At 65.2% G+C, this 22,416-nt stretch carries 17 protein-coding genes; 15 read left to right on the plus strand and 2 right to left on the minus strand.

What is annotated here, in order from left to right; translation table 11 throughout:
* Positions 1–112 precede the first annotated feature (112 nt).
* The 14 genes from IPL75_03480 to IPL75_03545 all read left to right on the plus strand — a co-directional run bounded on the left by IPL75_03480 (position 113) and on the right by IPL75_03545 (position 19,829).
* Complete coding sequence (locus IPL75_03480; GenBank protein MBK9239324.1) at positions 113–265, plus strand: hypothetical protein; 153 nt, start codon at positions 113–115, stop codon at positions 263–265.
* A gap of 429 nt (positions 266–694) precedes the next feature.
* Positions 695–2,410 carry a carboxypeptidase regulatory-like domain-containing protein gene (locus tag IPL75_03485; GenBank protein MBK9239325.1) on the plus strand — a complete coding sequence of 572 codons (1,716 nt, stop codon included), beginning with the start codon at positions 695–697 and terminating at the stop codon, positions 2,408–2,410.
* The gene (locus IPL75_03490) at positions 2,407–3,222 is read left to right on the plus strand and encodes a carboxypeptidase regulatory-like domain-containing protein (protein MBK9239326.1); all 816 of its coding nucleotides are present in this window, start codon (positions 2,407–2,409) and stop codon (positions 3,220–3,222) included. Before IPL75_03485 ends, IPL75_03490 begins: the two co-directional genes overlap by 4 nt.
* Before the next feature lie 87 nt (positions 3,223–3,309).
* Complete coding sequence (locus IPL75_03495) at positions 3,310–3,648, plus strand: helix-turn-helix transcriptional regulator (protein MBK9239327.1); 339 nt, start codon at positions 3,310–3,312, stop codon at positions 3,646–3,648.
* A gap of 11 nt (positions 3,649–3,659) precedes the next feature.
* Entirely contained in the window at positions 3,660–6,272 is a 2,613-nt protein-coding gene (locus tag IPL75_03500) for an ABC transporter permease (GenBank protein MBK9239328.1), read from the plus strand.
* A 448-nt stretch (positions 6,273–6,720) separates the two neighbouring features.
* Positions 6,721–8,100 carry a magnesium transporter gene (mgtE, locus tag IPL75_03505; protein ID MBK9239329.1) on the plus strand — a complete coding sequence of 460 codons (1,380 nt, stop codon included), beginning with the start codon at positions 6,721–6,723 and terminating at the stop codon, positions 8,098–8,100.
* A gap of 52 nt (positions 8,101–8,152) precedes the next feature.
* Positions 8,153–8,917 (plus strand): DNA repair protein RecO, encoded by a 765-nt coding sequence (gene recO, locus IPL75_03510; protein MBK9239330.1) that lies wholly within the window; start codon positions 8,153–8,155, stop codon positions 8,915–8,917.
* Positions 8,914–9,828, plus strand: coding sequence for a glycine--tRNA ligase subunit alpha (locus IPL75_03515; GenBank protein ID MBK9239331.1), 915 nt, complete (start codon positions 8,914–8,916; stop codon positions 9,826–9,828). The genes recO and IPL75_03515 overlap by 4 nt, the downstream gene beginning before the upstream one ends.
* Complete coding sequence (locus IPL75_03520) at positions 9,818–12,085, plus strand: glycine--tRNA ligase subunit beta (GenBank protein ID MBK9239332.1); 2,268 nt, start codon at positions 9,818–9,820, stop codon at positions 12,083–12,085. The genes IPL75_03515 and IPL75_03520 overlap by 11 nt, the downstream gene beginning before the upstream one ends.
* A 15-nt stretch (positions 12,086–12,100) precedes the next feature.
* Positions 12,101–14,881 (plus strand): pyruvate, phosphate dikinase, encoded by a 2,781-nt coding sequence (locus IPL75_03525; protein ID MBK9239333.1) that lies wholly within the window; start codon positions 12,101–12,103, stop codon positions 14,879–14,881.
* A 316-nt stretch (positions 14,882–15,197) separates the two neighbouring features.
* Positions 15,198–16,163: a magnesium transporter CorA family protein gene (locus IPL75_03530; GenBank protein ID MBK9239334.1), complete on the plus strand. Its 966-nt coding sequence runs from the start codon at positions 15,198–15,200 to the stop codon at positions 16,161–16,163.
* The gene (gene mutL / locus IPL75_03535) at positions 16,160–17,974 is read left to right on the plus strand and encodes a DNA mismatch repair endonuclease MutL (GenBank protein MBK9239335.1); all 1,815 of its coding nucleotides are present in this window, start codon (positions 16,160–16,162) and stop codon (positions 17,972–17,974) included. The genes IPL75_03530 and mutL overlap by 4 nt, the downstream gene beginning before the upstream one ends.
* Positions 17,975–18,351: 377 nt before the next feature.
* A complete protein-coding gene (locus IPL75_03540) occupies positions 18,352–18,894 on the plus strand; it encodes a GNAT family N-acetyltransferase (protein MBK9239336.1) in 543 nt (180 codons plus the stop codon).
* On the plus strand, positions 18,891–19,829 hold the full coding sequence (locus IPL75_03545; protein ID MBK9239337.1) for a DNA alkylation repair protein: 939 nt from the start codon (positions 18,891–18,893) through the stop codon (positions 19,827–19,829). The genes IPL75_03540 and IPL75_03545 overlap by 4 nt, the downstream gene beginning before the upstream one ends.
* On the opposite strand, the gene IPL75_03550 is transcribed toward IPL75_03545, so the two are convergent.
* Together IPL75_03550 and IPL75_03555 are read right to left on the minus strand one after the other, a co-directional pair.
* Complete coding sequence (locus tag IPL75_03550; GenBank protein MBK9239338.1) at positions 19,719–21,059, minus strand: replication-associated recombination protein A; 1,341 nt, start codon at positions 21,057–21,059, stop codon at positions 19,719–19,721. The genes IPL75_03545 and IPL75_03550 overlap by 111 nt on opposite strands.
* A complete protein-coding gene (locus IPL75_03555; GenBank protein ID MBK9239339.1) occupies positions 21,056–21,862 on the minus strand; it encodes an RNA methyltransferase in 807 nt (268 codons plus the stop codon). The genes IPL75_03550 and IPL75_03555 overlap by 4 nt, the downstream gene beginning before the upstream one ends.
* Positions 21,863–21,948: 86 nt before the next feature.
* Between IPL75_03555 and IPL75_03560 the strand changes: the two genes are divergently transcribed.
* A complete protein-coding gene (locus IPL75_03560) occupies positions 21,949–22,413 on the plus strand; it encodes a transcription elongation factor GreA (GenBank protein MBK9239340.1) in 465 nt (154 codons plus the stop codon).
* The last annotated feature ends 3 nt before the right edge of the window (positions 22,414–22,416 follow it).

Raw genomic sequence — 22,416 nt, forward strand, 5'->3', positions numbered from 1 at the left:
CTGGCGGCCCCGGCCTTCGGCAGGGTGCACTGAGGCCGCGCGAGGCGCCACCTCGAACCCTGGACCCTGGGTGCTGGTCTAGTTTGCCGGAACTCTTGCCCTCGAGTCCGTCGTGCAGTCCAGCGCCTTCGGCTGGAAGTCCAGCGGCCCCGTCTCAATCGCCATCGTCTCGATCGGGCTCCTGGTCGTCGCGGTTGTCGCCGCGCTGGTGCCCGCCGGCCGAGCCGCGCGCGTGGACCCGGCGCGGACGCTGCGCGCGGACTGAGTCCAGGGGCCAGGGTCCACGGGCCTCGTAGCTCGGCCTGATCCTCAAGGCCGAGGATCTTGGACCTGCCGAAGGCCGGGGCCGCGCGGGCAGCGGCTACGGAGCCGGTGCTCGAACACCGACGGGTGAGCCCTCGCGTTTCGCGCTGGCGCTCATCGCTTGCTCCTAATGCGGCCGACTTCGCCCCCGCCGTCGCTGCGCTCGAATCCCTTCGGCCGTCACCCGCCGGTGTTCATGCTTCGCTCATCGCACCGCTCCTAATCGCCGCTGCCCGCGCGACCCCGGCCTTCGGCAGCGTGACGAGAGCCCCGCCCGAGAACAGCACTTGGTGGGTTGTTGGAGGGGCCGCAGTCCAGAGTCCAGAGTCCAGAGTTCGCGGTGCCGCTTCGCGGGGCTTTCTTGGTATTGTTCGGGTTGGAACACACCCATATGAGACGCACAGGAATCGCACTCCTGTTTTTGGCTGCCGTCGCTGCCCAGGTTGAAGGACAGGCGCCTGTTGCACCGCGCGTCACGCTGCAGGGCCGGGTCATCGCAAGGGGTTCTGGTAACCCGGTCGCTGATGCGCGGCTGGTGGCAGCGAAGGTGGGCGGGACGGTTGAAGACTACCGGACTACTACGTCGGACTCGAGCGGGCGGTTCGTCGTGCGCGACCTCTCACCGGGCAGCTATCGAGTCCACGCTGATGCCGCAGGGTTCCTGCGGTCGGAGCACGGACGCACGCCCGTCGCATCGGCAGGCACTCCCATTGTTCTCGCCGAACGCAGCGCTGGGGCTGACGTGGTGGTGATGCTGACACCGACCGGCGTGATTGCCGGGCGCGTGACCGACCGTGGACGGCCCGCACGCAATGTTTGGGTGCGCGCATTGAAACCGACCTACCGCGACGGTCAGCGCTTCCTGAACGTCGAAGAGTACGCCGTCACCGACGATCGTGGCGATTACCGCCTGTTCGGATTGTCGCCCGGCACCTTCTTTGTCAGCGCCATTCCCGCCGGCAGGCCACGGCTCGATGGTGAGGCGTTGGTGACCCAGGTGGTCCCGAGCAACGCCAACGGCAATCGGTCGGAGGTCCGCGCGCCCGCCACACTGGACACCATCACTCCTGCGGCGTTCGAGACTGGCGTGTCTCCGGCGGTCTACTATCCGAACACGATGGACCCGGCGGCCGCCACCGGCATCGAGGTCGCGCCGGGCGCCACAGTGCTCGCGATTGATGTCGCGCTGACGCGCACCGCCACCTTCCGCGTGCGCGGGCGGATCAACACCCAGGGGCTCGCCGGCTCGCCGAGAGTGCGCGTCTCCGTGTTCCCGGCAGAGTCGGGGACCGCCTCGGCCATTCCGGGGATTGAAGTTCCCGTAGGTGATTTTGATCTGCCCGGTGTCCTACCGGGGCGATACCACCTGTCGGCGCAGATGCTGCCCGCTCCAGGAGAGCGTTCGGCTCCACTAGTGATGGCGCGTGTGCCGATTGAGGTGTGGGATCGCGATCTCGACGGCGTCGTCGCCCTGTTGCAGCCAGGCGTCAGCGTGTCGGGGCGCGTTCTGGTTGACGGAGCCCCGCCCGCAGCGGAGCAACTCCCAAGTATTCAACTGGTCGGGATGAACGGCTTGCCGGGCTCGAGTGCCAGGCGCGTTGATGCAGACGGTGCCTTCACGATCGAGAACGTGGCCATCGGCAACTACCGCTGGCGCCTGATTCCTTTCGGAGGTGGGCTCAGGAATCCGCTCTGGGCGAAGACGGCCCTCTTCGGAGGCGACGATGTGTCGAACCGTTTTGTGAGCGTTGGAGCTGGTGCGGCCAGTAGCCGGTTCGAGGTCGATATCAGCACCCGAACGGCCACGCTCGAAGCCATCGTGATCGACGACCGCCGGCGTCCCATGGCGGGTGTTCTGGTGGTTGCCGTGCCGGAGCCCACGCGCAGGATGCACTCGGATGCCTATCGAAGCGGCGTGACGGATGCTGAGGGCCGAGTGAAGTTCGAGGGGATGGTGCCGGCGGCCTACGTGCTGTTTGCGACGGAGACCGTTCCGGCAGAGGCATGGCAGGACCCGGCGGTGTGGAAGCGCCACGATGGCAAAGGTCTGGCGGTCACACTTGTCGAAGCGGCCGCCCGGCTCGTTGAACTGAGGATCACGTCGTGAAGTTGATAGCACTCCTTCTGGCGATGGCGATGCTTCAATCGGTGGACGCCCAGGGGCCTGGCGGTACGGTCATTGATGCGCGGACGCAAGCGCCCATACCGTTCGCGCGCGTGTTGTTCGCCAAGGTCGATGCGCCCCTGGCTGGGGCCATCGTTGTTGAGACCGACGCGCAGGGGCGATTCTCCACGGCAAGCGTGCCGGCTGGCACGTTTCGCATCATCGCGGAACACGACGACCATCTGCGCGGATCGTATGGCGCGCCAGTGGCGATTGCGGCGGGCAAGGCCGACCGGATTTCGATCGCTCTCACGCCGATGGTGGTTCTCAGCGGCCGTGTGTTCAACGAGCACGGCGCCGCTGCCGCCAGAGTGTACGTCCGGGCGCATCGCGTGAGTGACAACGTGGTGAACGCGGAGACTGTGGCTGAGTCGCGCACAAACGACCTCGGCGAGTACCGGTTGTTCGGCCTTGCGCCGGGAGCCTATGGGATCAGTGCCGAGCCCTACCTCGCGCCCAGTATTGGGACCGTGACATTGCCGGGCGCCACGACCGGTGCAAACGCACCGCGCTACATTGTGCCAACGCCGCCGTGTCCGGACTGCCGTGGTGAGGGACGAGGCACGCAGGGGCTCGCGGGATTGCTCAGTTCGGGAGCGTTCATCGATCCGCTCGCGCTGACCGGTCAGTCTTACCCGCGCGTGTACTTTCCCGGCGCTGTCGAGATCGCTCAGGCGAAGGTCGTGACGGCCGAGCCCGGAGCGCGCCTGGAAGGACTAGATATCCGCCTTGTCCTCATCGACCGTAACCGTTAGCCGAGAGGCGTAATCTGAATGCCGTGACCGGAAAGCCGCACCCGCGATTTCTTGCCATTTATATTCCACTGAACTATAGTCGGCCGCATGCGAAAGACAACGCACGCGGAATCAGGACTCGCAGGCCCGGCACAACACGTGATGCTCGCCTTGGGAACGGATGCCCTTCACGGCTACGCCATCATGCAGGGCATCGCTGAACGCAGCGGCGGGCAGATTCGGCTGCTGCCCGGAACCCTCTACAGCACCCTCAAGAAGCTCCTCGCCGAAGGTCTGGTAGAGGAATGCGACCCGCCAAAGCAGGCGGATTCAGACGATGCCCGGCGTCGTTATTACCGCGTGACCAGGGAAGGGAAGGCCGCGATGAAGGCGCAGACTGAGAGACTGGCCCTGCTCGTGAAACTCGGTAAGGTGTTTGCTTCCTAGGGGAGTCCGCGATGCCACGGTTTCTCGCCCGCATCGTTTCCGTCATTTTCTGGCTGGGGCCTGGAACGTTCCGTGATCGCTTCGGTCGCGAGATCGAGGACGGCATGGCGCGTGGCCTCGCGGATGCTGCCCACGCCGGGGGAGCGATGGCGATGCTGGGCTTCTGGGGGCGCGGCATCGGCGATGCACTGAAGACCGTGGCGCACGAACGGCGCAGTGCCGAAAGTGGGTTCGGCGGCGGACGGCCGTGGGCCGACCTCGGCGGCGACGTGAGGTATGCGTGGCGCGGCTGGCGACGGTCGCCGGGGTTCGCCGTGACGGTCATCCTGACGCTCGCCCTTGGCCTTGGCCTCGCGTCCGCCATTTTCTCGTTCGCAGACGGCTACCTCTTCAGGCCGTTGCCCTTTCCCGGAAGCGAGCGCGCGTATCTCGTGCGCGATCCCAACGCAGCCATCGCATCGGCCCTGCGTGCGTCCGATGTGGTCGCCCTCCGTCAGAGCCCGGTCGGCGAGTACGGATTCGTCGAGTGGAGCATGGCAGACATCTCCGGAGATCTGGTCCTTGGGGATCGTCGAGTAGTCGTGTCGAGTTACGAAGTCAGCCCTGGGTTCCGCCAGACTTTGAGACTCCCTCTTGTTGCCGGCCGCGATTTCACCGCTGACGATCACGTCGCCGGGGCGCCATTGGTGGCGTGGCTGACGGACCGTGTCTGGCGCACCGCGTTTCATCGCGATGCCGCCGTGCTTGGCAGGTCTCTTCGTATCGAGTGGCCCGAGGGGCATGTGGATGTCCTGGTCGTCGGAATTCTCGGGCCCGAGGTCGCGTCGTTTGATCTGAACAACCGGCCTCCCGACCTGGTCATACCGGTTCAGGGGCCTCCTCGGGTCGGCCCCAATCTGCTGTCGTTTCCGATGGTGCTGCTGCCTGAGGGTGTGACTACCGAGCAGGCGGGGGAGCGCATTGGTGCGACGTTGCAGGCCGTGGCGCCCGTCGCGGATGGCCGTCCGAGAGTGGTCCGTCTGGAATCCGTCCTCGAAGTGCAAGTGGCAGGCGGAAAGCCCACGGCGAAGGTCTTCCTGGCTGGCGCGCTACTGGTGCTCCTGCTCGCGACGATGAACTTGATCCACTTGCTGCTGAGCCGGGCCACCGCGCGGGCGTCCGAGATCGCGACCCGTGCCGCCCTTGGCGCCAGTCGGTGGCGAGTCGTGCGGGTCTTTGTGACAGAGAGTCTGATGTTCGGCGTCTGCGGCAGTGGCGCGGGCTTGCTGCTGGGGCGGGGACTCTCGTGGTGGATCGCGTCTCGTATGCCGGAGTTCCCAACGGCGGGCCGCAACTTGTCGCTCGTCCCGATGTTGTTCGATGAACGCGCGGTGATAGTCGCGGTGACGCTGGGCCTCACGGTGGCAGTGGCGGGTGGCCTCTGGCCCGCATTACTTGCGATGCGCGGCCCCCTCATGCGGCAGGAGCGGTCCGATGGTCGGGTGCGGCGCTCCGCGTCAGGCCGGATGGCCCGGACGATGCTGGTCTCTGAACTCACCGTCGCGTCGGTCGTCGTCATCGGCGCGGTGTTTGTGGGGCTTGGGATCTATCGGTATCTCAACCAACCGTTGGGCTATCAGATGGAGGATCGCTTTCAGGTGTTCGTGACAGGTGCCAATGGCCGTTCCGCCACAGGCCCTGACGCCCGGGCCGCACTGGCCGCGGTTGGTCAGGTCGGTGGCGTCGCTGCGGCGGCACTTAAGCATGGGGGTGCCTTTGACGGTGTCTTGGTACCTTCAAGCACGGTCGATCTATCCGAGGTGTCACGAGTGTCCGTGACTGCCGGCTACTTCGAGGCCTGGGGTATCGGCATTCGGGCAGGGCGTTCGTTCTCCGCGTCCGAGTACCCGGACAACGGATCGGTGGCCATGGTCAGCGTACCGTTCGCCGAGCGGCTGTGGCCTGGAGGCAGCGCACTCGGACAATCCATCAGAGCGGGCGGGCATCTCCGTCAAGTCATCGGCGTCACTGAGCCGCTGAGGTGGCAGTTGGACGTTGAGCCCGAGGCAATCGTGTATGTTCCTGCTGCAGGCCAACAGGGCGCAACATACGTAATCGCTTTCATCCCTGGCGCAAAGACGGAGAGTATCGGACCACTCTTGTCTGCCGCTGTGGCGCGTGCCTTGCCTGCCGCCAAGGTCACGGTTCGTCCGGTCACCTTCGGCAGCATGCTCGAGCGCGGAGCGGGCGAAGCACGATTCCAGGGGCCTGTGGTCATTGCGTTCGGCATCCTCGCCGCCACGCTCGCCGGCATCGGCGTCTTCGGCCTGGTCTCATACCTCGTCGAACAGCGCACGCGCGAGTTCGGCATCCGCATGGCGCTTGGTGCGAAGTTGCAGGACATCTGGCGCACGGTGATGCGCGAGTCACTGCAACCAACCGTCATCGGTCTCACACTTGGGTCGGCCGGGGCCCTTGCCCTCGAGTCCATGGTGCAATCCAGCATCTTCGGCTGGAAGTCCAGCGGCCCCGCCTCAATCGCCATCGTCGCTATCGGGCTACTGGCGGTGGCGGTTGTCGCCGCGCTGGTGCCGGCCGGCCGCGCCGCGCGCGTGGACCCGGCAAAGACGCTGCGGGCAGAGTAGTCCCGGGGTCCAGGGTCCAGCGTCCAGAGTTCGTGGTGCCGCTCCGCGGAGCTTCTTTGGTCGTCCGTCGGAGGGCAGGGCCTTTAGGCCGTGCTGTCAGCGCCCTGCCGAAGACCGTGGCCCTGCGGGCGGCGGCGATTAGGAGCGGTGCGATGGGTGCAGCATGAAGACTGGCGGGTGAGGCCGCGGCGTTTCGAGCGCAGCGACGGCGGGGTGCGGAAGGGAGCCGCATTAGGAGCAAGCGACCAGCGGCAGCGGGAAACGCAAGGCGTCATCCGCCAGTCTTCGAGCACCGCTCCGTAGCCGCTGCCCGCAGGGCCACGGTCTTCGGCAGGTCCAAGATCCTCGGCCTTGAGGATCAGGCCGAGCTACGTTCTCGGAAGAACCGGACTGCAGGGGAGCGCTTTTGTCTGCCCCTGCAAGACCCAGACCAAGCTAAAATGGCCGGATGGCGGTGCCGCGCAGGAATGATCTCGTGCTGGAGTCGGTCCGGCGCCTGCTCCGCATGGGGGCCACGGCCAACCTCCTCAACCTGCTCCAGAAGCAGCACCCGGCCGATCTCGCCCAGGTTTTTGCTGAACTGAACGAACGCGATTGCCACGCGGTCTTTAACGTCCTGGTCGAGCGCAACGGGAAACTGGCCGTTGAGGCGCTCAGCGAATATGGCCCCGAAAAGGGCTCACTCCTCCTCGCCGATCGTCCGGCCGAAGAAATCGCCCGCCTCGTCCAGGAGATTCCGTCCGACGACGCGGCGGCACTGATCGATTATCTGCCTGAAGAACTGTCCGCGGTCGTCCTGGAACTCATCCGTCCGAAGCCCGGTGGTGGCCCGTCCGAGTTGCTCGACTACGAAGAGCAGACCGCCGGCCGGTTGATGAATCCGAACGTGTTCGCGCTGCCGGAAGACCTCACCGCCGGCGAAGCGATCACTGCGATCCAGACCGGGCGCGACGTCGAGATGGTGTTCTACCTCTACGTCGTTGACGAACGACGGCACCTGGTGGGCGTCACGTCGTTGCGGCGACTCATCCTCGTGTCACCCGACACGCCGCTCAAGCGCATCATGACCTCCGACGTCTACAGCGCGCGCGTGGACACGGACCAGGAAGAAGTGGCGCGTCGCGTCGCGTCGTACAACCTGCTGGCGATTCCGGTCGTTGATCCCGAAAACAAACTCGTCGGCGTCATTACGGTAGACGACGTAATTGATATTTTGAAGGATGAGGCGACCGAGGACGTCTTCCGGCTCGCCGGCGTCTCCACGTTCGACGGCGTTCTGTCAGCGCCATTTGAGTCGCTGAAACGCCGCATGCCCTGGCTGCTCGTGAACCTGTTGACGGCGTTTGGCGCTGCGTGGGTCGTGAGCCGATTCGAAGCCACGATCACACAAGTAGTCGCGCTGAGCTTCCTGATGCCCATCGTTGCCGGCATGGGCGGCAATGCCGCCACGCAGACGCTGGCCGTCATCGTGCGCGGTATCGCGCTCGGCGAATTGACCTGGAGCAACGCGCGCCAGGCGTTGATGAAGGAAGCCCTCGTCGGCCTGGGCAACGGCATCGCACTCGGACTGGTGGCCACGCTTGGCGCGTGGGCTCTGACGGGCGACTGGGCGCTCGGAGCCATTCTGGGCCTCGCCATGGTCATCAACATGTTCATCGCGGCCACGGCCGGCACGCTGATTCCGTTGGGCCTGCGCGCCGCCAAAGTCGATCCCGCCCTCGCGTCATCGGTGTTCATCACCACGTTGACCGACGTCTTCGGGTTCCTCGCGTTCCTGGGCCTCGCCACGCTCTTCCTGAGGTTCCTGCACATCGCGCCGGTGCCATGAGAGCCGGGGATGCGGGCCAACGGAGTATGATCGATCGGTTGCGGTCGTAGGCATGCGCACCCATGTGGCCGAGGCCATCGTCTTGCGCACCTACCGCTATGGTGAGGCGGACCGGATTGTAGTGTTCCTGACCGAGGACCGGGGCAAGAAACGCGGTGTGGCGAAAAATGCCACGAATTCGCGCAGGCGGTTTGGCGGGGCACTGGAGCCGTTTACGCGCGGCCGGGTGTCGTATGTGGAGCGTGAAGGGCGCGAGTTGGTACGACTCGATCGGATCGAACCTATCGATGGCCCAATGAGGGCGGCTGAAGGCCGGGCCGACGACCAGGCGGCACAAGTGCTGGGCCACGCCAGCTACTTTGCCGAACTCCTCGACGAATGGGCGCCCGACGCCATGGCGAACGAACGCCTGTTCCGGCTGGGCGCGTCGGTCGGGGCGGCATTGTGCAGAGGTGGGTCGGTGGAAAGCCTCGCGCGGTACTTCGAGTATTGGCTCCTGCGGCTCGAAGGCGTCTATCCGTCGCTTGATTGCTGCGCGCGTTGCGGCCGATCGCTCGACGACGGGGCGGTGCTGGTCACAGGGGAGTGGCACATGGTGTGTGGGCAGTGTGGCACCGGGTCGCTGAGAGTCTCGCGAGCGGCGATGGGCTTGCTGCGGCGAGCGGCAACGGCCACGCCCGCCGCGGTGACGGATGCCGGCGCTGATGCCGGCACGTTGCGTGAACTCGAAGCGGTGCATGCGCGATTGATTGCGATGCACCTGGAAAAAGATTTGCGATCGGCGCGAGTGGTAAGGGAATTGAGGCCGCAGTTGTGACGTTTCAAGATCTGATCTCCAAACTTTCAGACTATTGGTCGGCGCAGGGGTGCCTGATTCAGCAGCCGATGGACACCGAGATGGGGGCAGGCACCATGCACCCGGAGACGTTCCTGCGTGTGCTCGGTCCCGCTGCGTGGAATGTGGCCTACGTCCAGCCCTGCCGCCGGCCCGCCGATGGCCGGTTCGGCGAAAACCCGAACCGCCTGCTCAAGCACCATCAGTTCCAGGTCATCCTCAAACCCGCGCCAGACGATGTGCAGGACCTGTATCTGCAGAGCCTGGAGGCGTGCGGCATTGATCTGCGGGCGCATGACGTGCGTTTTGAAGAGGACAACTGGGAATCACCCACGCTGGGCGCGTGGGGTATTGGCTGGCAGGTGCTGTACGACGGACTCGAGATCACGCAGTTCACGTACTTCCAGCAAGCCGGCGGCATTGATCTGGCGCCCGTCGCGGTGGAGCTGACCTACGGGTTGGAACGGTTCGCGATGTCGCTGCAGGGGGTGGATAACCTGTTTGACCTGGAGTGGGCGCGGGGCGTGAAGTACGGCACCGTGCGGCTGCGCGACGAGGTGGAGCAGTCGAAATACGCGTTCGCGCATGTGACGATGCCGGATGGCGAGTTCGGGCAGTTTCACCGCAATCTGTTTACGCAGTACTACGACTTTGCCTGGGCGCTGTTGAAGTCGGGCCTGGCGTTGCCGGCGCTCGACTACTGCCTCAAGTGTTCCCATGCGTTCAACCTGCTCGACTCGAGCGGCAGCATCGGCGTCACGGAACGGACGTCCTACATCCTGCGCGTCCGCCAACTCGCTGTGGCCATCGCGAAAGCCTGGACGACGGATCCGATGGTGCAGACCGACCCACCTGTGGTGAGCGACCGAAGGGAGTCGAACCATGGATCGTGAACTTCTCATCGAGCTGGGTCTCGAGGAATTGCCGGCGTCGTGGCTTCCGCCACTGACGCAGCACATGAGCGACACGCTGCGTGCGGCGCTCAAGGCGCACGGGCTGCCTGCGACCGAAGCCATTGAAGTGCATGGCACGCCGCGGCGGCTGGCCGCCTGTGTGCCGTCGCTGGTCGATCGGCAGGATGACCGCGACGAGACGCTGACCGGCCCGCCTGTGTCGGCGGCGTTTGGCGCCGATGGGCAGCCCACGCCGGCGGCGCTGGGGTTTGCGAAGAAACAGGGCGTGGAATTCTCGGCGCTCACGCAGGTAGAGACCCCCAAAGGGCGGTACCTCGCGTTCGAGAAAAAGAGCCGCGGCCGCGCCACCGTGGACGTGCTGCCGGACGTGCTGACGCAGTTGCTGCGCACGTTGCCGTTTCCGAAACAGATGCACTGGGACGCCGAATTGCACGACGGCAAAGGCGAGTTGTTGTTCGGACGGCCGATTCGCTGGCTGCTGTTCCTCTATGGCGGCCGTGTGGTGCCGTACACCATCGCGCGCACCGCGCTTGCGGCGAGCGTGAAAGTGCAGGACGTCGCGTCTGGCGCCGTGACGTACGGCCATCGCTTTCTGGCCACGAGCGGGCGGGCGGGCCGCGCGATCAAGGTGCGGGGCTTTGACGAATACAAGAAGAAGCTCGCAGAAAACTTCGTGTTTCTGTCGCGCATCGAGCGGCGAGACCGCATCGTGCGTGAACTGGATGGCTACGCCCGCAAGATCGGCGGCCATGTGATGTTGCACGAGTCGGCGCAGGCCGAGGCGTTGCTCGACGAGGTGCCGGATCTGGTCGAGTACCCGTCGGTGGTATCGGGTACGTTCTCGGCCGACTTTCTCTCGCTGCCGGCGGAAGTGCTGACGACGACCCTGATCCATCACCAGCACTACTTCCCCGTGGTGGGGGCGGGCGGGGCGTTGCTGCCGGCATTCCTGGCGGTCACCAACACGCAGGGTGGCCACGACAAGGGCATTGCCACCAATGCGGGACGCGTGGTGGCGGCACGCCTGCGTGATGCGCGGTTCTTTTGGGACGCGGATCGGAAGATCGGCCTTGAAGCGCGGCTCGGCCGCCTCGATACGCTGACCTTCCACAAGAAGCTCGGTTCGTATCGCGCCAAGTCAGACCGTGTGGCGGCGCTGGCGCGCTGGATTGCGACCGACGTGTTCCAGCAGGCCGAGGCCGAGGCCACGCATGCCGAGCGGGCGGGCCTGCTCGCCAAAGCCGACCTGGCCACCGACATGGTGCGCGAGTTCACCGAACTGCAGGGGCAGATGGGCGGCATCTACGCGCGCGAGGGTGGTGAGCCCGAGGCCGTGTGGAAGGCCGTGTATTACCACTACCTTCCGACGGCCGTGGAACCTACCGCTGCGCCGCAGGCGGCGATCCTGGGCGCCGCACGTGTCACCTGGGCGGCCGTCGCCCTGGCGGACAAGCTCGATACGATTGCCGGGTTGTTCCATGCCGGGGAACGTCCCACGGGGTCACGCGATCCGTTTGGGCTGCGTCGCGCCGCTCACGGCGTGATTCGAATCCTCGTCGATCTTGAACCGTTGACGGGGCTGACCGTGCGCCCCGCGCTGGGCGTGCTCCTGACGCAAGCCGTGAAGGGCTATCGCCCTGTCGACGCCGAAGGCGGTGCCGAGTCGCAGGGCCACGTGATGACCGAAGAGGCGTGGGTGGAGGTCAACGCATTTCTGCGCGAGCGGCTGGCCTACGTGCTGGAAGTCCGCGGCGCGGACCGGAGAAACGTGCGGGCCGTGTTGACCGGCGGGGCGGATCGGCCCGTGGCCGATCTGGCGGCCAACGTGGCCGCGTTGCCGGAGTTTGCGGCGTCGGCGTCGTTCCGGGCGCTTGCGACGGCATTCAAGCGCATCAAGAACATCGCGCGCGAACTGCCGGATGCCGAGTTCCAGCAGCAGGAACACAGCGGCGCGGCCCTGGGCACACTCCTGACAGAGCCGTCCGAACTGGCGCTGCTGGCCGAACTCGACAAGCGGTCGGCGGTGATCGCCCAGGCGGTGGGTACCGGCCGCGGCTACCGCGAAGCCTATCTGGAAGCCTCGAAGTTTGAACCGGCGGTGGCGCAGTTTTTTACCGATGTATTTGTGATGGCCGACGACCTGACATTGCGTCAGGCGCGGCTTCGATTGATGAAGCGGTTGGAGCAATTAATCCTGCAGCTCGGAGATATCTCCGAGATCGTGGCAGCGGAGTAGGCGGAGTACATACACATGGCGAAGAAGACGAGCAAGACCAGCAAGACAAGCAAGACAAGCAAGAAGAAGACGACCACGGTGGCCAAGACGAAGAAGTTTGTCTACCTGTTTGGCACAAAGACCGACGGCAATGGGTCGATGAAGCCGCTCCTGGGCGGCAAGGGCGCGAACCTGGCCGAGATGTGCCGCATCGGGCTGCCGGTGCCGCCAGGACTGACGATTACCACGGACGTCTGCACCTACTACTACGCCAACAAGCGCACGTATCCGCCGGCCCTGCGCGCGCAGATCGAGGCGGGCGTGTCCGCGCTCGAGAAGCAGACCGGCAAGAAGTTTGGTGACCTCAAGAACCCGCTGCTGGTGTCGGTGCGCTCGGGTGCGCGCGACTCGATGCCGGGCATGATGGACACCATCCTCAACCTGGGCCTCAACGCCAAGACGGTGGAGGCCCTCGCTGTGAAGACCGGCAACGCCCGCTTTGCGTGGGATTGCTATCGCCGCTTCGTGCAGATGTACGGAGACGTTGTGCTGGGCGTCCAGAAGCGTCCGGACGAGGATCACGACCCGTTCGAGACGGTCATCCACACCCTCAAGCACGAGCGGTATCACGCCGATATCGACGACACGAAGTTGACCGTGGACGACCTGAAGGAACTGGTGGTGCGCTTCAAGGCGCTCGTCAAGACGCGTGTCCGACGCCACTTCCCCGATGCCCCCTGGGATCAGCTGATGGGCGCCGTCGGCGCCGTGTTCGGCTCCTGGATGAACGACCGCGCCATCGTCTATCGGCGCAAGTACCACATTCCCACCGAGTGGGGCACGGCGGTCAACGTGCAGGCCATGGTGTACGGCAACACGGGCGACCGGTCGGGATCCGGCGTCGCGTTTACGCGCAACCCGGCCAACGGGACCAAGGAGTTCTACGGTGAATTCCTCATCAATGCGCAGGGTGAAGACGTGGTGGCCGGCGTACGGACGCCGGAGCCGGTGTCGGATTTGAAGAAGGTCATGCCCAAGGCGTACGCGGCGCTCGACCGCATCCGCGCCACCCTGGAGAAACACTTCAAGGACGTGCAGGACTTCGAGTTCACGATTGAAGACGACGTCGTGTATATGCTGCAGACGCGCAACGGCAAGCGGACGGCGATGGCCGCGCTCAAGTTCTCGATCGACATGGAGAAGGAGGGGCTGATCGACTGGAAGACGGCGATCATGCGCAACCCCGCAGATCAGCTTGAGCAGTTGCTGGCGCCCGTGTTTGACGCGTCGGAAGTGAAGACCGCAAAGGTGATTGCCACCGGCCTGCCGGCCGGCCCAGGCGCGGCATCGGGCCGTATCTATCTGAACGCCGAACGGGCCGTGGACGCGGCCGCGCGCGGAGAGAAGGTGCTGCTCGTGCGCGTGGAAACGTCGCCGGAAGATCTGCGCGGCATGATTGCGGCTGAAGGCATCCTGACGGCTCGTGGCGGTGTGTCGTCACACGCGGCACTGGTGGCCCGGCAGATGGGCAAGGTGTGCGTGTGTGGCGCCGCGGCCATCCAGGTGGACTATCAGGCGCGCACCGCGCTGGTGGATGGGCGGACGTTCACCGAGGGCGAATGGCTGTCGATCGACGGCACCGCGGGCACGGTGTATGCGGATGCGGTGAAGACCGCGCCGTCCGAGATCGTGGCCGGCCTCCTCTATGGAGACAAGGCGGCGCAACGCACCGAGAAGTTCAAGAACTTCCAGCAGCTCATGAAGTGGTGTGACAAGGCCACCCGCATGAGTGTGCGCACCAACGCCGATACGCCGGAGCAGACCGAAAACGCCGTGGCGTTTGGCGCCGTCGGTATCGGGCTCACCCGGACGGAGCACATGTTCTTCGAAGGGGACCGCATCGACGCGATGCGCGAAATGATCCTTGCCGAGACGGCCGATGAGCGGAAGGCCGCGCTGGGCAAGTTGCTGCCGTATCAGCGGGAGGACTTTGCCGGTATCTTCCGCGCGCTCAAGGGCTACCCGGCCACCATCCGGTTCCTCGATCCGCCGCTGCACGAGTTCCTGCCGCACAGCAAGGAATCGCAGGAGGAATTGGCCCAGAAGATGGGTGTGCCCGTGGCGCGCCTCCACCAGCGTGTGGAGGGCCTGCACGAGTTCAACCCGATGCTGGGCTTCCGCGGATGCCGCCTCGGCATCGGGTATCCCGAGATTTCCGAAATGCAGGCGCGCGCGGTCTTCGAAGCCGCCGCGCAGGTGCAGAAGGAAGGCATCAAGGTTCGGCCCGAGATCATGATCCCGCTGGTCGGCTTCAAGCGGGAGCTCGACCTGCAGATTGAGGTCGTCCATAAGGCGGCCAAGGCGGTGCAGGCCGAGAAGAAGGTGAAACTCAACTACCTGGTCGGCACGATGATCGAGATCCCGCGCGGGGCGCTGACCGCCGACGAGATCGCCACGTCAGCCGAGTTCTTCAGCTTCGGCACCAACGACCTGACGCAGACCGCGCTCGGGATGTCGCGTGACGACTCGGGTTCGTTCCTGCCCAACTACCAGGAACTGGAGATCGTCACGAAGAACCCGTTTGCCACCATCGACGCGGCGGGCGTGGGCCAGCTCGTCGAGATCGCGGTCAAGAAGGGACGCGCGACCCGGCCGGACCTCAAGCTCGGTATCTGCGGTGAGCACGGCGGCGACCCGGCGTCGATCTTCTTCTTTGAGTCAGTCGGGCTCGACTACGTCAGCTGCTCGCCCTTCCGTGTGCCGGTGGCGCGTCTGGCGGCGGCCCAGGCGGCGTTAAAGCAGAAGGGGAGCAACTAAGAGCTTTCCACCATGAAGGACATGAAGATCCATGAAGGCGCCGGTTTGGGAGCCAGGCTTCGCCTGGCTGCGCGATCGGAGGGAACGCATGAATGAACAACGCCATTGTGGAAAGCGACCTCAGAGGTCTTACCTGAGCTGCGAGAGGACCTCTGAGGTCGTTTTCAGAAGGTGTTGTTCATTCATGCGTTCCCTCCGATCGTGCCTGCCGCCGGAGGCGGCGCCCAAACCGGTGATCGTCCCGGGGCTTCACGCGACCATCCTGGGGCTTCATGGATCTTCATGGATCTTCATGGTGAATACCCGGTAGATACCGATGATCACAGTTCTCGTGCACCGGGAAGGGCAGACGCGCCAGGTCGACGCGGTCGATCTGGCGTGGCTCGCTCCCGGGGCATCCGAGAAGCTGTGGGTCGACATCGAGCTGCCGGACGACGGTGCCAAGGATCTGCTGCAGCAGACATTCAAGTTGCACGAACTCTCGCTTGAGGACGCGCTCAGTGAGATCCATCATCCGAAGATCGAGCTCTTCGATCACTACCTCTATCTGATCCTCCACGGCATCCTGCCGGGCGCCGGCGGGCGCGGGTTTGAGACGAACGACATCGATTTTTTTCTGGGCGATCGGTTCCTGGTGACCGTGCACCACGCGCCGTCTCGATCGATCAGCCAGGAACAGCAGTTGTGCCTGCGAAATACCTACGTGCTCGGAGAGGGGCCGGCCGGCCTCCTGCATCGCATCATCGACGCGATGGTCGATCACTACCGCCCTGAAGTGGACGCGCTGGAAGACCGGTTGGAGGCGCTCGAAGACCGCGTGTTCGAGAACCCGCGCGAGAATCCCGTGCGCGACATCCTGACGCTCAAGCGCGATGTGTCGTCGTTGCGGCGCGTGGCGTTGCCCCAGCGTGATGCCATCGGCCGGCTGGCCCGCAGGGAGTTTGAACTCATTCCCGACGCGATGGCCTATCGCTTCCGCGACGTGTACGACCATCTCGTGCAGCTCACGGACGAAGCGATCTTCTTCCAGGATCGCGTGACGGGCCTGCTCGACGCCTACCTCTCGAGCCAGTCGAATCGGCTCAACCAGGTCATGAAGGTGTTGACCGTCATGTCCACCATCTTCCTGCCGCTCACGGTGCTCACGGGCCTGTACGGCATGAACGTCGTGATTCCCCATCTGCCCGGGCCTGACTGGGCGCAGTTCTGGTGGATCGTCGGCATGGCCGGCGTGATCGTTGCCTCGATGCTGGCGGCCTTCCGTTGGAAGGACTGGCTGTGAACCGCATCCACCGGCTGCCGCCCGAACTCGCGAATCAGATCGCGGCCGGTGAGGTGGTCGAGCGGCCCGCATCGGTCGTCAAGGAACTGGTGGAAAATGCGCTGGACGCCGGAGCCACGCGCATCGCGGTGGTCGTGGAGTTCGGCGGCAAGAAACTGATTTCCGTGGAAGACGACGGGATGGGGATGTCGGCGGAAGATGCGCACCTGGCCGTGGAGCGTCATGCCACGAGCAAGATTCGCGCAGCCGGCGATCTGGCCGCCATCCTGACCCTGGGATTCCGCGGCGAGGCGCTGCCGTCGATCGCGTCGGTGTCGAAGTTCCGGTTGCGCACGCGCGAGCGGGGCGCGTTGAGCGGCACCGAGATTCGTATCGATGCCGGCGTCACGGTATCGGACCGCGAAGTGGGCGCGCCGGAAGGCACACTCATCGAGGTGTCGGACCTGTTCTACAACCTTCCCGCCCGCCGGAAATTCCTGAAGGCCGACACCGCCGAAGCGGCGCAGGTCTCGAGGCTGGTCACGCAGATGGCCCTCGGGTACCCCGAGGTGGGATTCACGCTCAGAAGCAAAGACCGCGTGCTCATTGAAGCGCCACCCGCCGGGTCAAGTGAGGAACGCTTCTATCAAATCTACGGCGATCGCCCAGACCTCGTGCCGGTGAACAAGCAGGCCGCCGGCATGAGCGTGACCGGTTTCGCGGCCGCACTGGCGGAACAGGGACCGGTGCGTGGACCGCAGCATGTGTTCGTCAACCGGCGCCTCGTGAAGGACCGGACCATCGCGCACGCCATTCAGCAGGCCTATAGCGTGGCCACGATCAAGGAGCGCAGCCCCGAGGTGCATCTGTTCCTCGAAGTGCCGCCCGATCGCATCGACGTGAACGTGCATCCCACGAAAGCCGAGGTCCGCTTCCTCGATCAGGGCCTGGTGCACGAGGTGCTGCGCCGGGCGTTGGTGGATTCGCTGGGGCAGGGGAGCGCGCCGGAGCTGGTGCTTCGACCCGGCATGCCGGCGCCAGGGCAACCGGGCAGCACCGCGCTGCCATGGTCGTTCGAGGCCTCCCCCTCGTCAGGCATCGGCCAGGGCGTGTTCGGTATGCGCGCCGAGGTGGAAGGCGCGCTGGCGCACGCGATCGATCAGGGCATTCCGGCGCAGTGGCCGGCGGGGCAGCCTGGCCAGCCCGACCCGCGCATGGGCCTGGTGGCCGGTCATGGTACGGTTTCGACGCTCATCAAGCCGATGGTGCCCCTGGGCCAGTTCCGTAACACCTTCATCATCGCGGTGGATGACGATGGGGTGGCGATTATTGATCAGCATGTGGCGCACGAGCGGATCCTGTTTGAGCAGATCGCCGAGCGGCTGACCACAGGGCGTGTCGAGGTGCAGGCGTTGCTGACGCCGGTCGTGCTCGAGCTGACGTCGGGCGAGCACCAGACGCTGCTCTCGCATGTGAAGGAGCTCACGCGGGTCGGTTTCGAGTTTGAGGACTTTGGCGGCAACAGCCTGCGCATCGCGGCCGTGCCGGCGCTCCTCGACTGGAACAAATGCGAGGCGGTCCTTCGCGCGGTGGCCACCGATCTCGATGGGTTGTCGCCGGGCGCCGGCGTAGACGTCGCTCTGCGCCAGATGGCGGCGACCATGGCCTGTCACGCGGCCGTGAAGGCCAACGACCCACTCACACGCGAGAAGATGCAGTACCTGCTCGACGAACTGCGCCGCACGTCGCACTCATCCGTGTGTCCACACGGACGCCCAGTCGTCCTTCGTCTGACGCGGCGGGAAATCGAACGCAACTTCGAAAGAACCTGAGCGTCGTCACGACGGATCACAGGGAGATGCGGAGACACGGAGGCTTCCTGTCACGACGGATCACACGGAGACACGGAGACTTTGAGGTTTGCGGTCCCGACGGATCAGAGGAGTTGGGGAGCCACGGAGCTTTTAGGTCAGGTCAGATGACTGCGAGGCGCGGAGGCGCAGAAGGTTGTCAGTTGGGTGGCGCCTTGGTGTGGCGGCTCGACTGTGAGCGACGCGATTTTCGACAGGGGTAAAAACGCATCGGAAGGCCGGCGTTTTTTCCGCGTCGTCGAACCGGAGAGCCGGCGCACCAAGGCGCCATCCAACTGACGACATAGACCGTGTGACGCCGAATACAATTCCCGCATGACTGTTGCGAGAGTGGCGTGATGTCTGAGGAACTGCTCACCGAGCGGTTGATCCTGCGGCGTCCGGCGCTTGCTGACGCGCAAGCGATCTTCGACCGGTATGCCAGCGATCCCGAGGTGACGCGATATCTGGCGTGGCCAACTCATCGATCGCTCGCGGATACGGAAGCCTTCCTCGCGTTCAGCGACAGCGAGTGGGCCAGGTGGCCTGCCGGGCCGTTGCTCGCGTTCCTCAAGTCCGATGGCCGGCTGGTCGGAAGTACAGGGTTGGGGTTCGAATCGCTCCATGAGGCTTCGACCGGTTTCGTGCTGGCCAGGGACGCTTGGGGGCAGGGGTACGCCACTGAGATCGCGACGGTGATGGTGGAGTTGGCCGCGGCCCTTGGCGTGGGGCGCCTGAAGGCCTTCTGTCACCACGGGCACGTGGCGTCCCGACGGGTCCTGGAAAAGGCTGCCTTCAGGCAAGAGGGTGTATTGCCCAGGCACGTGGTCTTTCCGAATCTTTCCGCAGATCCGCAGGACGTCTGTTTGTACAGATTCGAGCCTGGAGCGTCTCCGTCGTGAGCGAGACGACGTACGCGGAGATTCATCGCCGGCTGGCTGGTCTTGCGAACCCGGCGCAGGCCGCGTTCGCCCAGCGCTTTTTCAAGACGGGAAAAGGCGAGTATGGTGAAGGCGATCGCTTCCTCGGCATCCGGGTGCCCGTGATCCGGGCTGTCGTGCGGGCCTATCCCGCGCCTCCACTGGCCACGGTGGTGAAACTGCTGAGGTCGCAGTGGCACGAAGAGCGCCTGCTGGCCGTGCTGATGCTCGTTCGCCTCTATGACAAGGGCGGGCCAGCGGAGCGCGAGGCGGTGTACCGGCTCTATCTGGACTCTCTCACGTTCATCAACAACTGGGACATCGTGGACTCGTCCGCTTCGCAGATCGTGGGGCGCCACCTTGCCGGTCGCGGACGATTCCCGTTGCTGCGCATGGCCAGGTCGCCTCACCTCTGGACGCGTCGCGTATCCGTCATCGCCACGGCGCACGGCATTCGGCACGGCCACTTTGACGACATCCTCCTTCTGGCCTCGCGGCTGCTGGACGACAAGGAGGATCTCATTCACAAAGCGGTCGGCTGGATGCTGCGGGAAGTCGGCAAGCGTGATCGATCCGTGCTGGAAGACTTCCTCGACACCCACGCCGCGCGCATGCCGAGGACGATGCTGAGGTATGCGATTGAGAAATTGCCGGCAGATCGGCGCCAGCGGTACATGAAAGACAAAACCCGCGGCCTTGAGGAACAGGCCGCGCTACGAGAGCAGCTGAACACTTCCTCAGTTCCTCCCAGTTCCCCAGTTCCCCAGTTCCCCAGTTCCCCTGGACTCTGGACCCTGGACTCTGGACTACTTGCGCCGTTGGCGGGCGCGCTCGAGGGCTTCGCGAAGCTTCGGTTCGAGGCCGCGGTCGGTGGGCTCGTAGTAGCGTCGGTGGGCGAGGGCGTCGGGGAGGCATGACATGTCGGCCACGGCGTCGGGTTCGTCGTGCGCGTATTTGTAGTCCTTGCCGAAGTCGAGTTCCTTCATCAGCTTCGTCGGCGCGTTGCGCAGGTGCAGGGGCACGGGCGCGGCTTCGTCGCGCAACGCGTCCTTCGCCGCCCGGCCGTAGGCCAGATACACGGCGTTGCTCTTGGGTGAGGCGGCCATGTAGGTCACGAGTTGCGCCAACGCCGTGTTGCATTCGGGCATGCCGAGAAAGTGCGTGGCGTCCTTGGCCGCGATGGCGAGTTGCAGCGCACGCGGGTCGGCGTTGCCGATGTCTTCCGACGCAAATCGCACCAGGCGCCGGGCAATGTACATCGGATCTTCTCCGGCCTCGAGCATGCGGGCCAGCCAGTAGAGGCCGGCGTCGGCGTCACTGTTGCGGATCGACTTATGCAGCGCGGAGATGATGTTGTAGTGCTCATCTCCCGCCTTGTCGTAGAGCAGCGCTCGTCGTTCCACCAGATCGGTGAGGACCGCCAACTCCAGCCGGCGGCGCCCGTCGGCGTTGGGCTTGAGGGTGGCCGACACCTGCTCGAGCAGGTTCAGGGCCACGCGCGCGTCGCCGTTGGCGTACCGCGCAAGGGACGTCAGCGCATCCGGGTCGGCGTCCACATTCAGCGTTCCAAGTCCGCGGTCGGAGTCCGCCAGAGCCCGTTGGAGGATGAGCACCACCTGCTCGAGCGTCAGAGGCTGCAGGACGTAGACCTTTGAGCGCGAGAGCAGCGCCGAGTTGACCTCGAAAGACGGATTCTCGGTGGTGGCGCCGATGAGCACCACAGTGCCCGATTCGATGTGCGGCAGGAAGGCATCCTGCTGGGCTTTGTTGAACCGGTGGATTTCGTCCACGAAAAAGATCGTGCGGCGGCCGTGGTGGCGTCGCGTATGTTCAGCGACCCCGATCACTTCCTTGATTTCCTTGATGCCGGCGGTGACGGCGCTGAATGCCGCGAACTCGGCGCCGCTGGCGGCGGCGATCACGCGCGCCAGCGTGGTCTTGCCTGTACCTGGCGGTCCCCAGAGGATCAGCGAGTGCATCGCCCCGGCGTCAATGGCGCGTCGCAGGGGCTGGCCAGGGCCGACGAGCTGGTCCTGGCCCACGTACTCGTCGAGGGTGCGCGGACGCATACGTTCGGCCAGTGGGGTTCCCGCAAGCGTGGGCGTGTCAATGCCCGACGGTTCGTCTCCGAAGAGGGAGCGGGTCATCGGCTGTTCCGCTGCAGGCGCGCCTCGTACAACAGCAGCGCAGACGAGACGGCCACGTTGAACGAGTTGATACCGGGGCGCATCGCGATGCTGATCTGAATGTCGGCGGCTTTGAGGGCCTGGCCGGGGAGCCCCGCGCCTTCGTTGCCAAGCAGCAGGAACACCGGGCCGGTCAGGTCTACAGCGTGCAGGTCGGTGGTCCCGGGAGCAGGCGCCGTGGTTGCCGCGATTGTTGCCCCGGCGGCGCGTGCGGCCCGCAAGCTCTCCCCGATCGACGCCCGGGCCACCGGTACACGAAATGTGCTGCCCATCGCGCCCCGCAAGGACTTGGCTGACCCGGGATCGGCCGTGGCGCCAATCATGGCCACGCCGGTGGCGCCCAGACCGTCTGCCGACCGAATCACCGCGCCGGCATTGCCGGGGTCCTGCACGTCCACCAATCCGATCACGAGTGCTGGCGCGGGCGTCCACAGCGCTGCCAGCGGCGCCGGCGACCATCGGGCGATCGCCACAACGCCGCTCGGTGTGCGCACAGGGCTGGCGGCTTCAATGACGCCCGTGGTGGCTTCATGAACGGGCACGTCCGCGGCCCGCGCCAGTTCCCAGGCTTCCACCACGTCCATGGATGCATCAGCCAGGAGGTCGCTCGTGGCCAGCACGATCTCGACGGGCACGCCCGCCCTGAGCGCATCCAGCAGGAGGTGCACTCCGTCGATCACCACAGCCCCATCGTCGGCCGCACCCTTTGCGACATCGCGGAAGCGCGTCACGATGGCGTCCTGGCGACGTGTGATGCGGGGCACACGACATGGTACCCCTTCGGCTCCACGGTTATCGAGTCGCTCAGGGCTAACCCTGCGCGCGCCTTCCGGGTTAAACTTTTCGCACAATGAAAGCCCGTCTGATCAAGCGGTTCGAGGGGGAGATCGCGGTCCTCGATCGCGAGTTGGTGCACGACCTGCCGAGGGAGATTCAGCGCGCGCGCGAGCTGGGCGACCTGCGCGAAAACGCGGAGTACTCGGCGGCCAAGGAGCGTCAGCGGTTCGTGGAGTCGCGGATTTCGATGCTGCGCAAACGCCTCTCGGAACTGCAGCTGCTCAACATGGACAAGATTCCGACCGACCGCGCCGGCTTTGGGTCGAAGGTCACTGTCATTGAGAACGGCAAGCAGATGGTCTTTGAGCTGGTGATGCCCGAGGACGCGGACCCGGACAAGGGATTCATTTCCGTGGCGTCGCCGATCGGCCGCGCATTCGTCGGCAAGGAAGAGGGCGACTCAATCAAAGTCTCCATCCCCTCCGGTAGCCGGAACTTCGACATCGTCAAGCTCGTGACCATTCACGACGAAGAGTAACGG

The organism is Acidobacteriota bacterium, assembly GCA_016716905.1.
Classification (GTDB): domain Bacteria; phylum Acidobacteriota; class Vicinamibacteria; order Vicinamibacterales; family SCN-69-37; genus SYFT01.

What these genes read in the sequence shown, in the direction of transcription:
- IPL75_03540 (MBK9239336.1), top strand. Translation starts at nt 18,352, where the DNA reads ATGTCTGAGGAACTGCTCACCGAGCGGTTGATCCTGCGGCGTCCGGCG.
- mgtE (MBK9239329.1), top strand. Translation starts at nt 6,721, where the DNA reads ATGGCGGTGCCGCGCAGGAATGATCTCGTGCTGGAGTCGGTCCGGCGC.
- IPL75_03495 (MBK9239327.1), top strand. Translation starts at nt 3,310, where the DNA reads ATGCGAAAGACAACGCACGCGGAATCAGGACTCGCAGGCCCGGCACAA.
- IPL75_03550 (MBK9239338.1), bottom strand. Translation starts at nt 21,059, where the DNA reads ATGACCCGCTCCCTCTTCGGAGACGAACCGTCGGGCATTGACACGCCC.
- IPL75_03525 (MBK9239333.1), top strand. Translation starts at nt 12,101, where the DNA reads ATGGCGAAGAAGACGAGCAAGACCAGCAAGACAAGCAAGACAAGCAAG.
- IPL75_03560 (MBK9239340.1), top strand. Translation starts at nt 21,949, where the DNA reads ATGAAAGCCCGTCTGATCAAGCGGTTCGAGGGGGAGATCGCGGTCCTC.
- IPL75_03520 (MBK9239332.1), top strand. Translation starts at nt 9,818, where the DNA reads ATGGATCGTGAACTTCTCATCGAGCTGGGTCTCGAGGAATTGCCGGCG.
- IPL75_03500 (MBK9239328.1), top strand. Translation starts at nt 3,660, where the DNA reads ATGCCACGGTTTCTCGCCCGCATCGTTTCCGTCATTTTCTGGCTGGGG.
- IPL75_03530 (MBK9239334.1), top strand. Translation starts at nt 15,198, where the DNA reads ATGATCACAGTTCTCGTGCACCGGGAAGGGCAGACGCGCCAGGTCGAC.
- recO (MBK9239330.1), top strand. Translation starts at nt 8,153, where the DNA reads ATGCGCACCCATGTGGCCGAGGCCATCGTCTTGCGCACCTACCGCTAT.
- IPL75_03485 (MBK9239325.1), top strand. Translation starts at nt 695, where the DNA reads ATGAGACGCACAGGAATCGCACTCCTGTTTTTGGCTGCCGTCGCTGCC.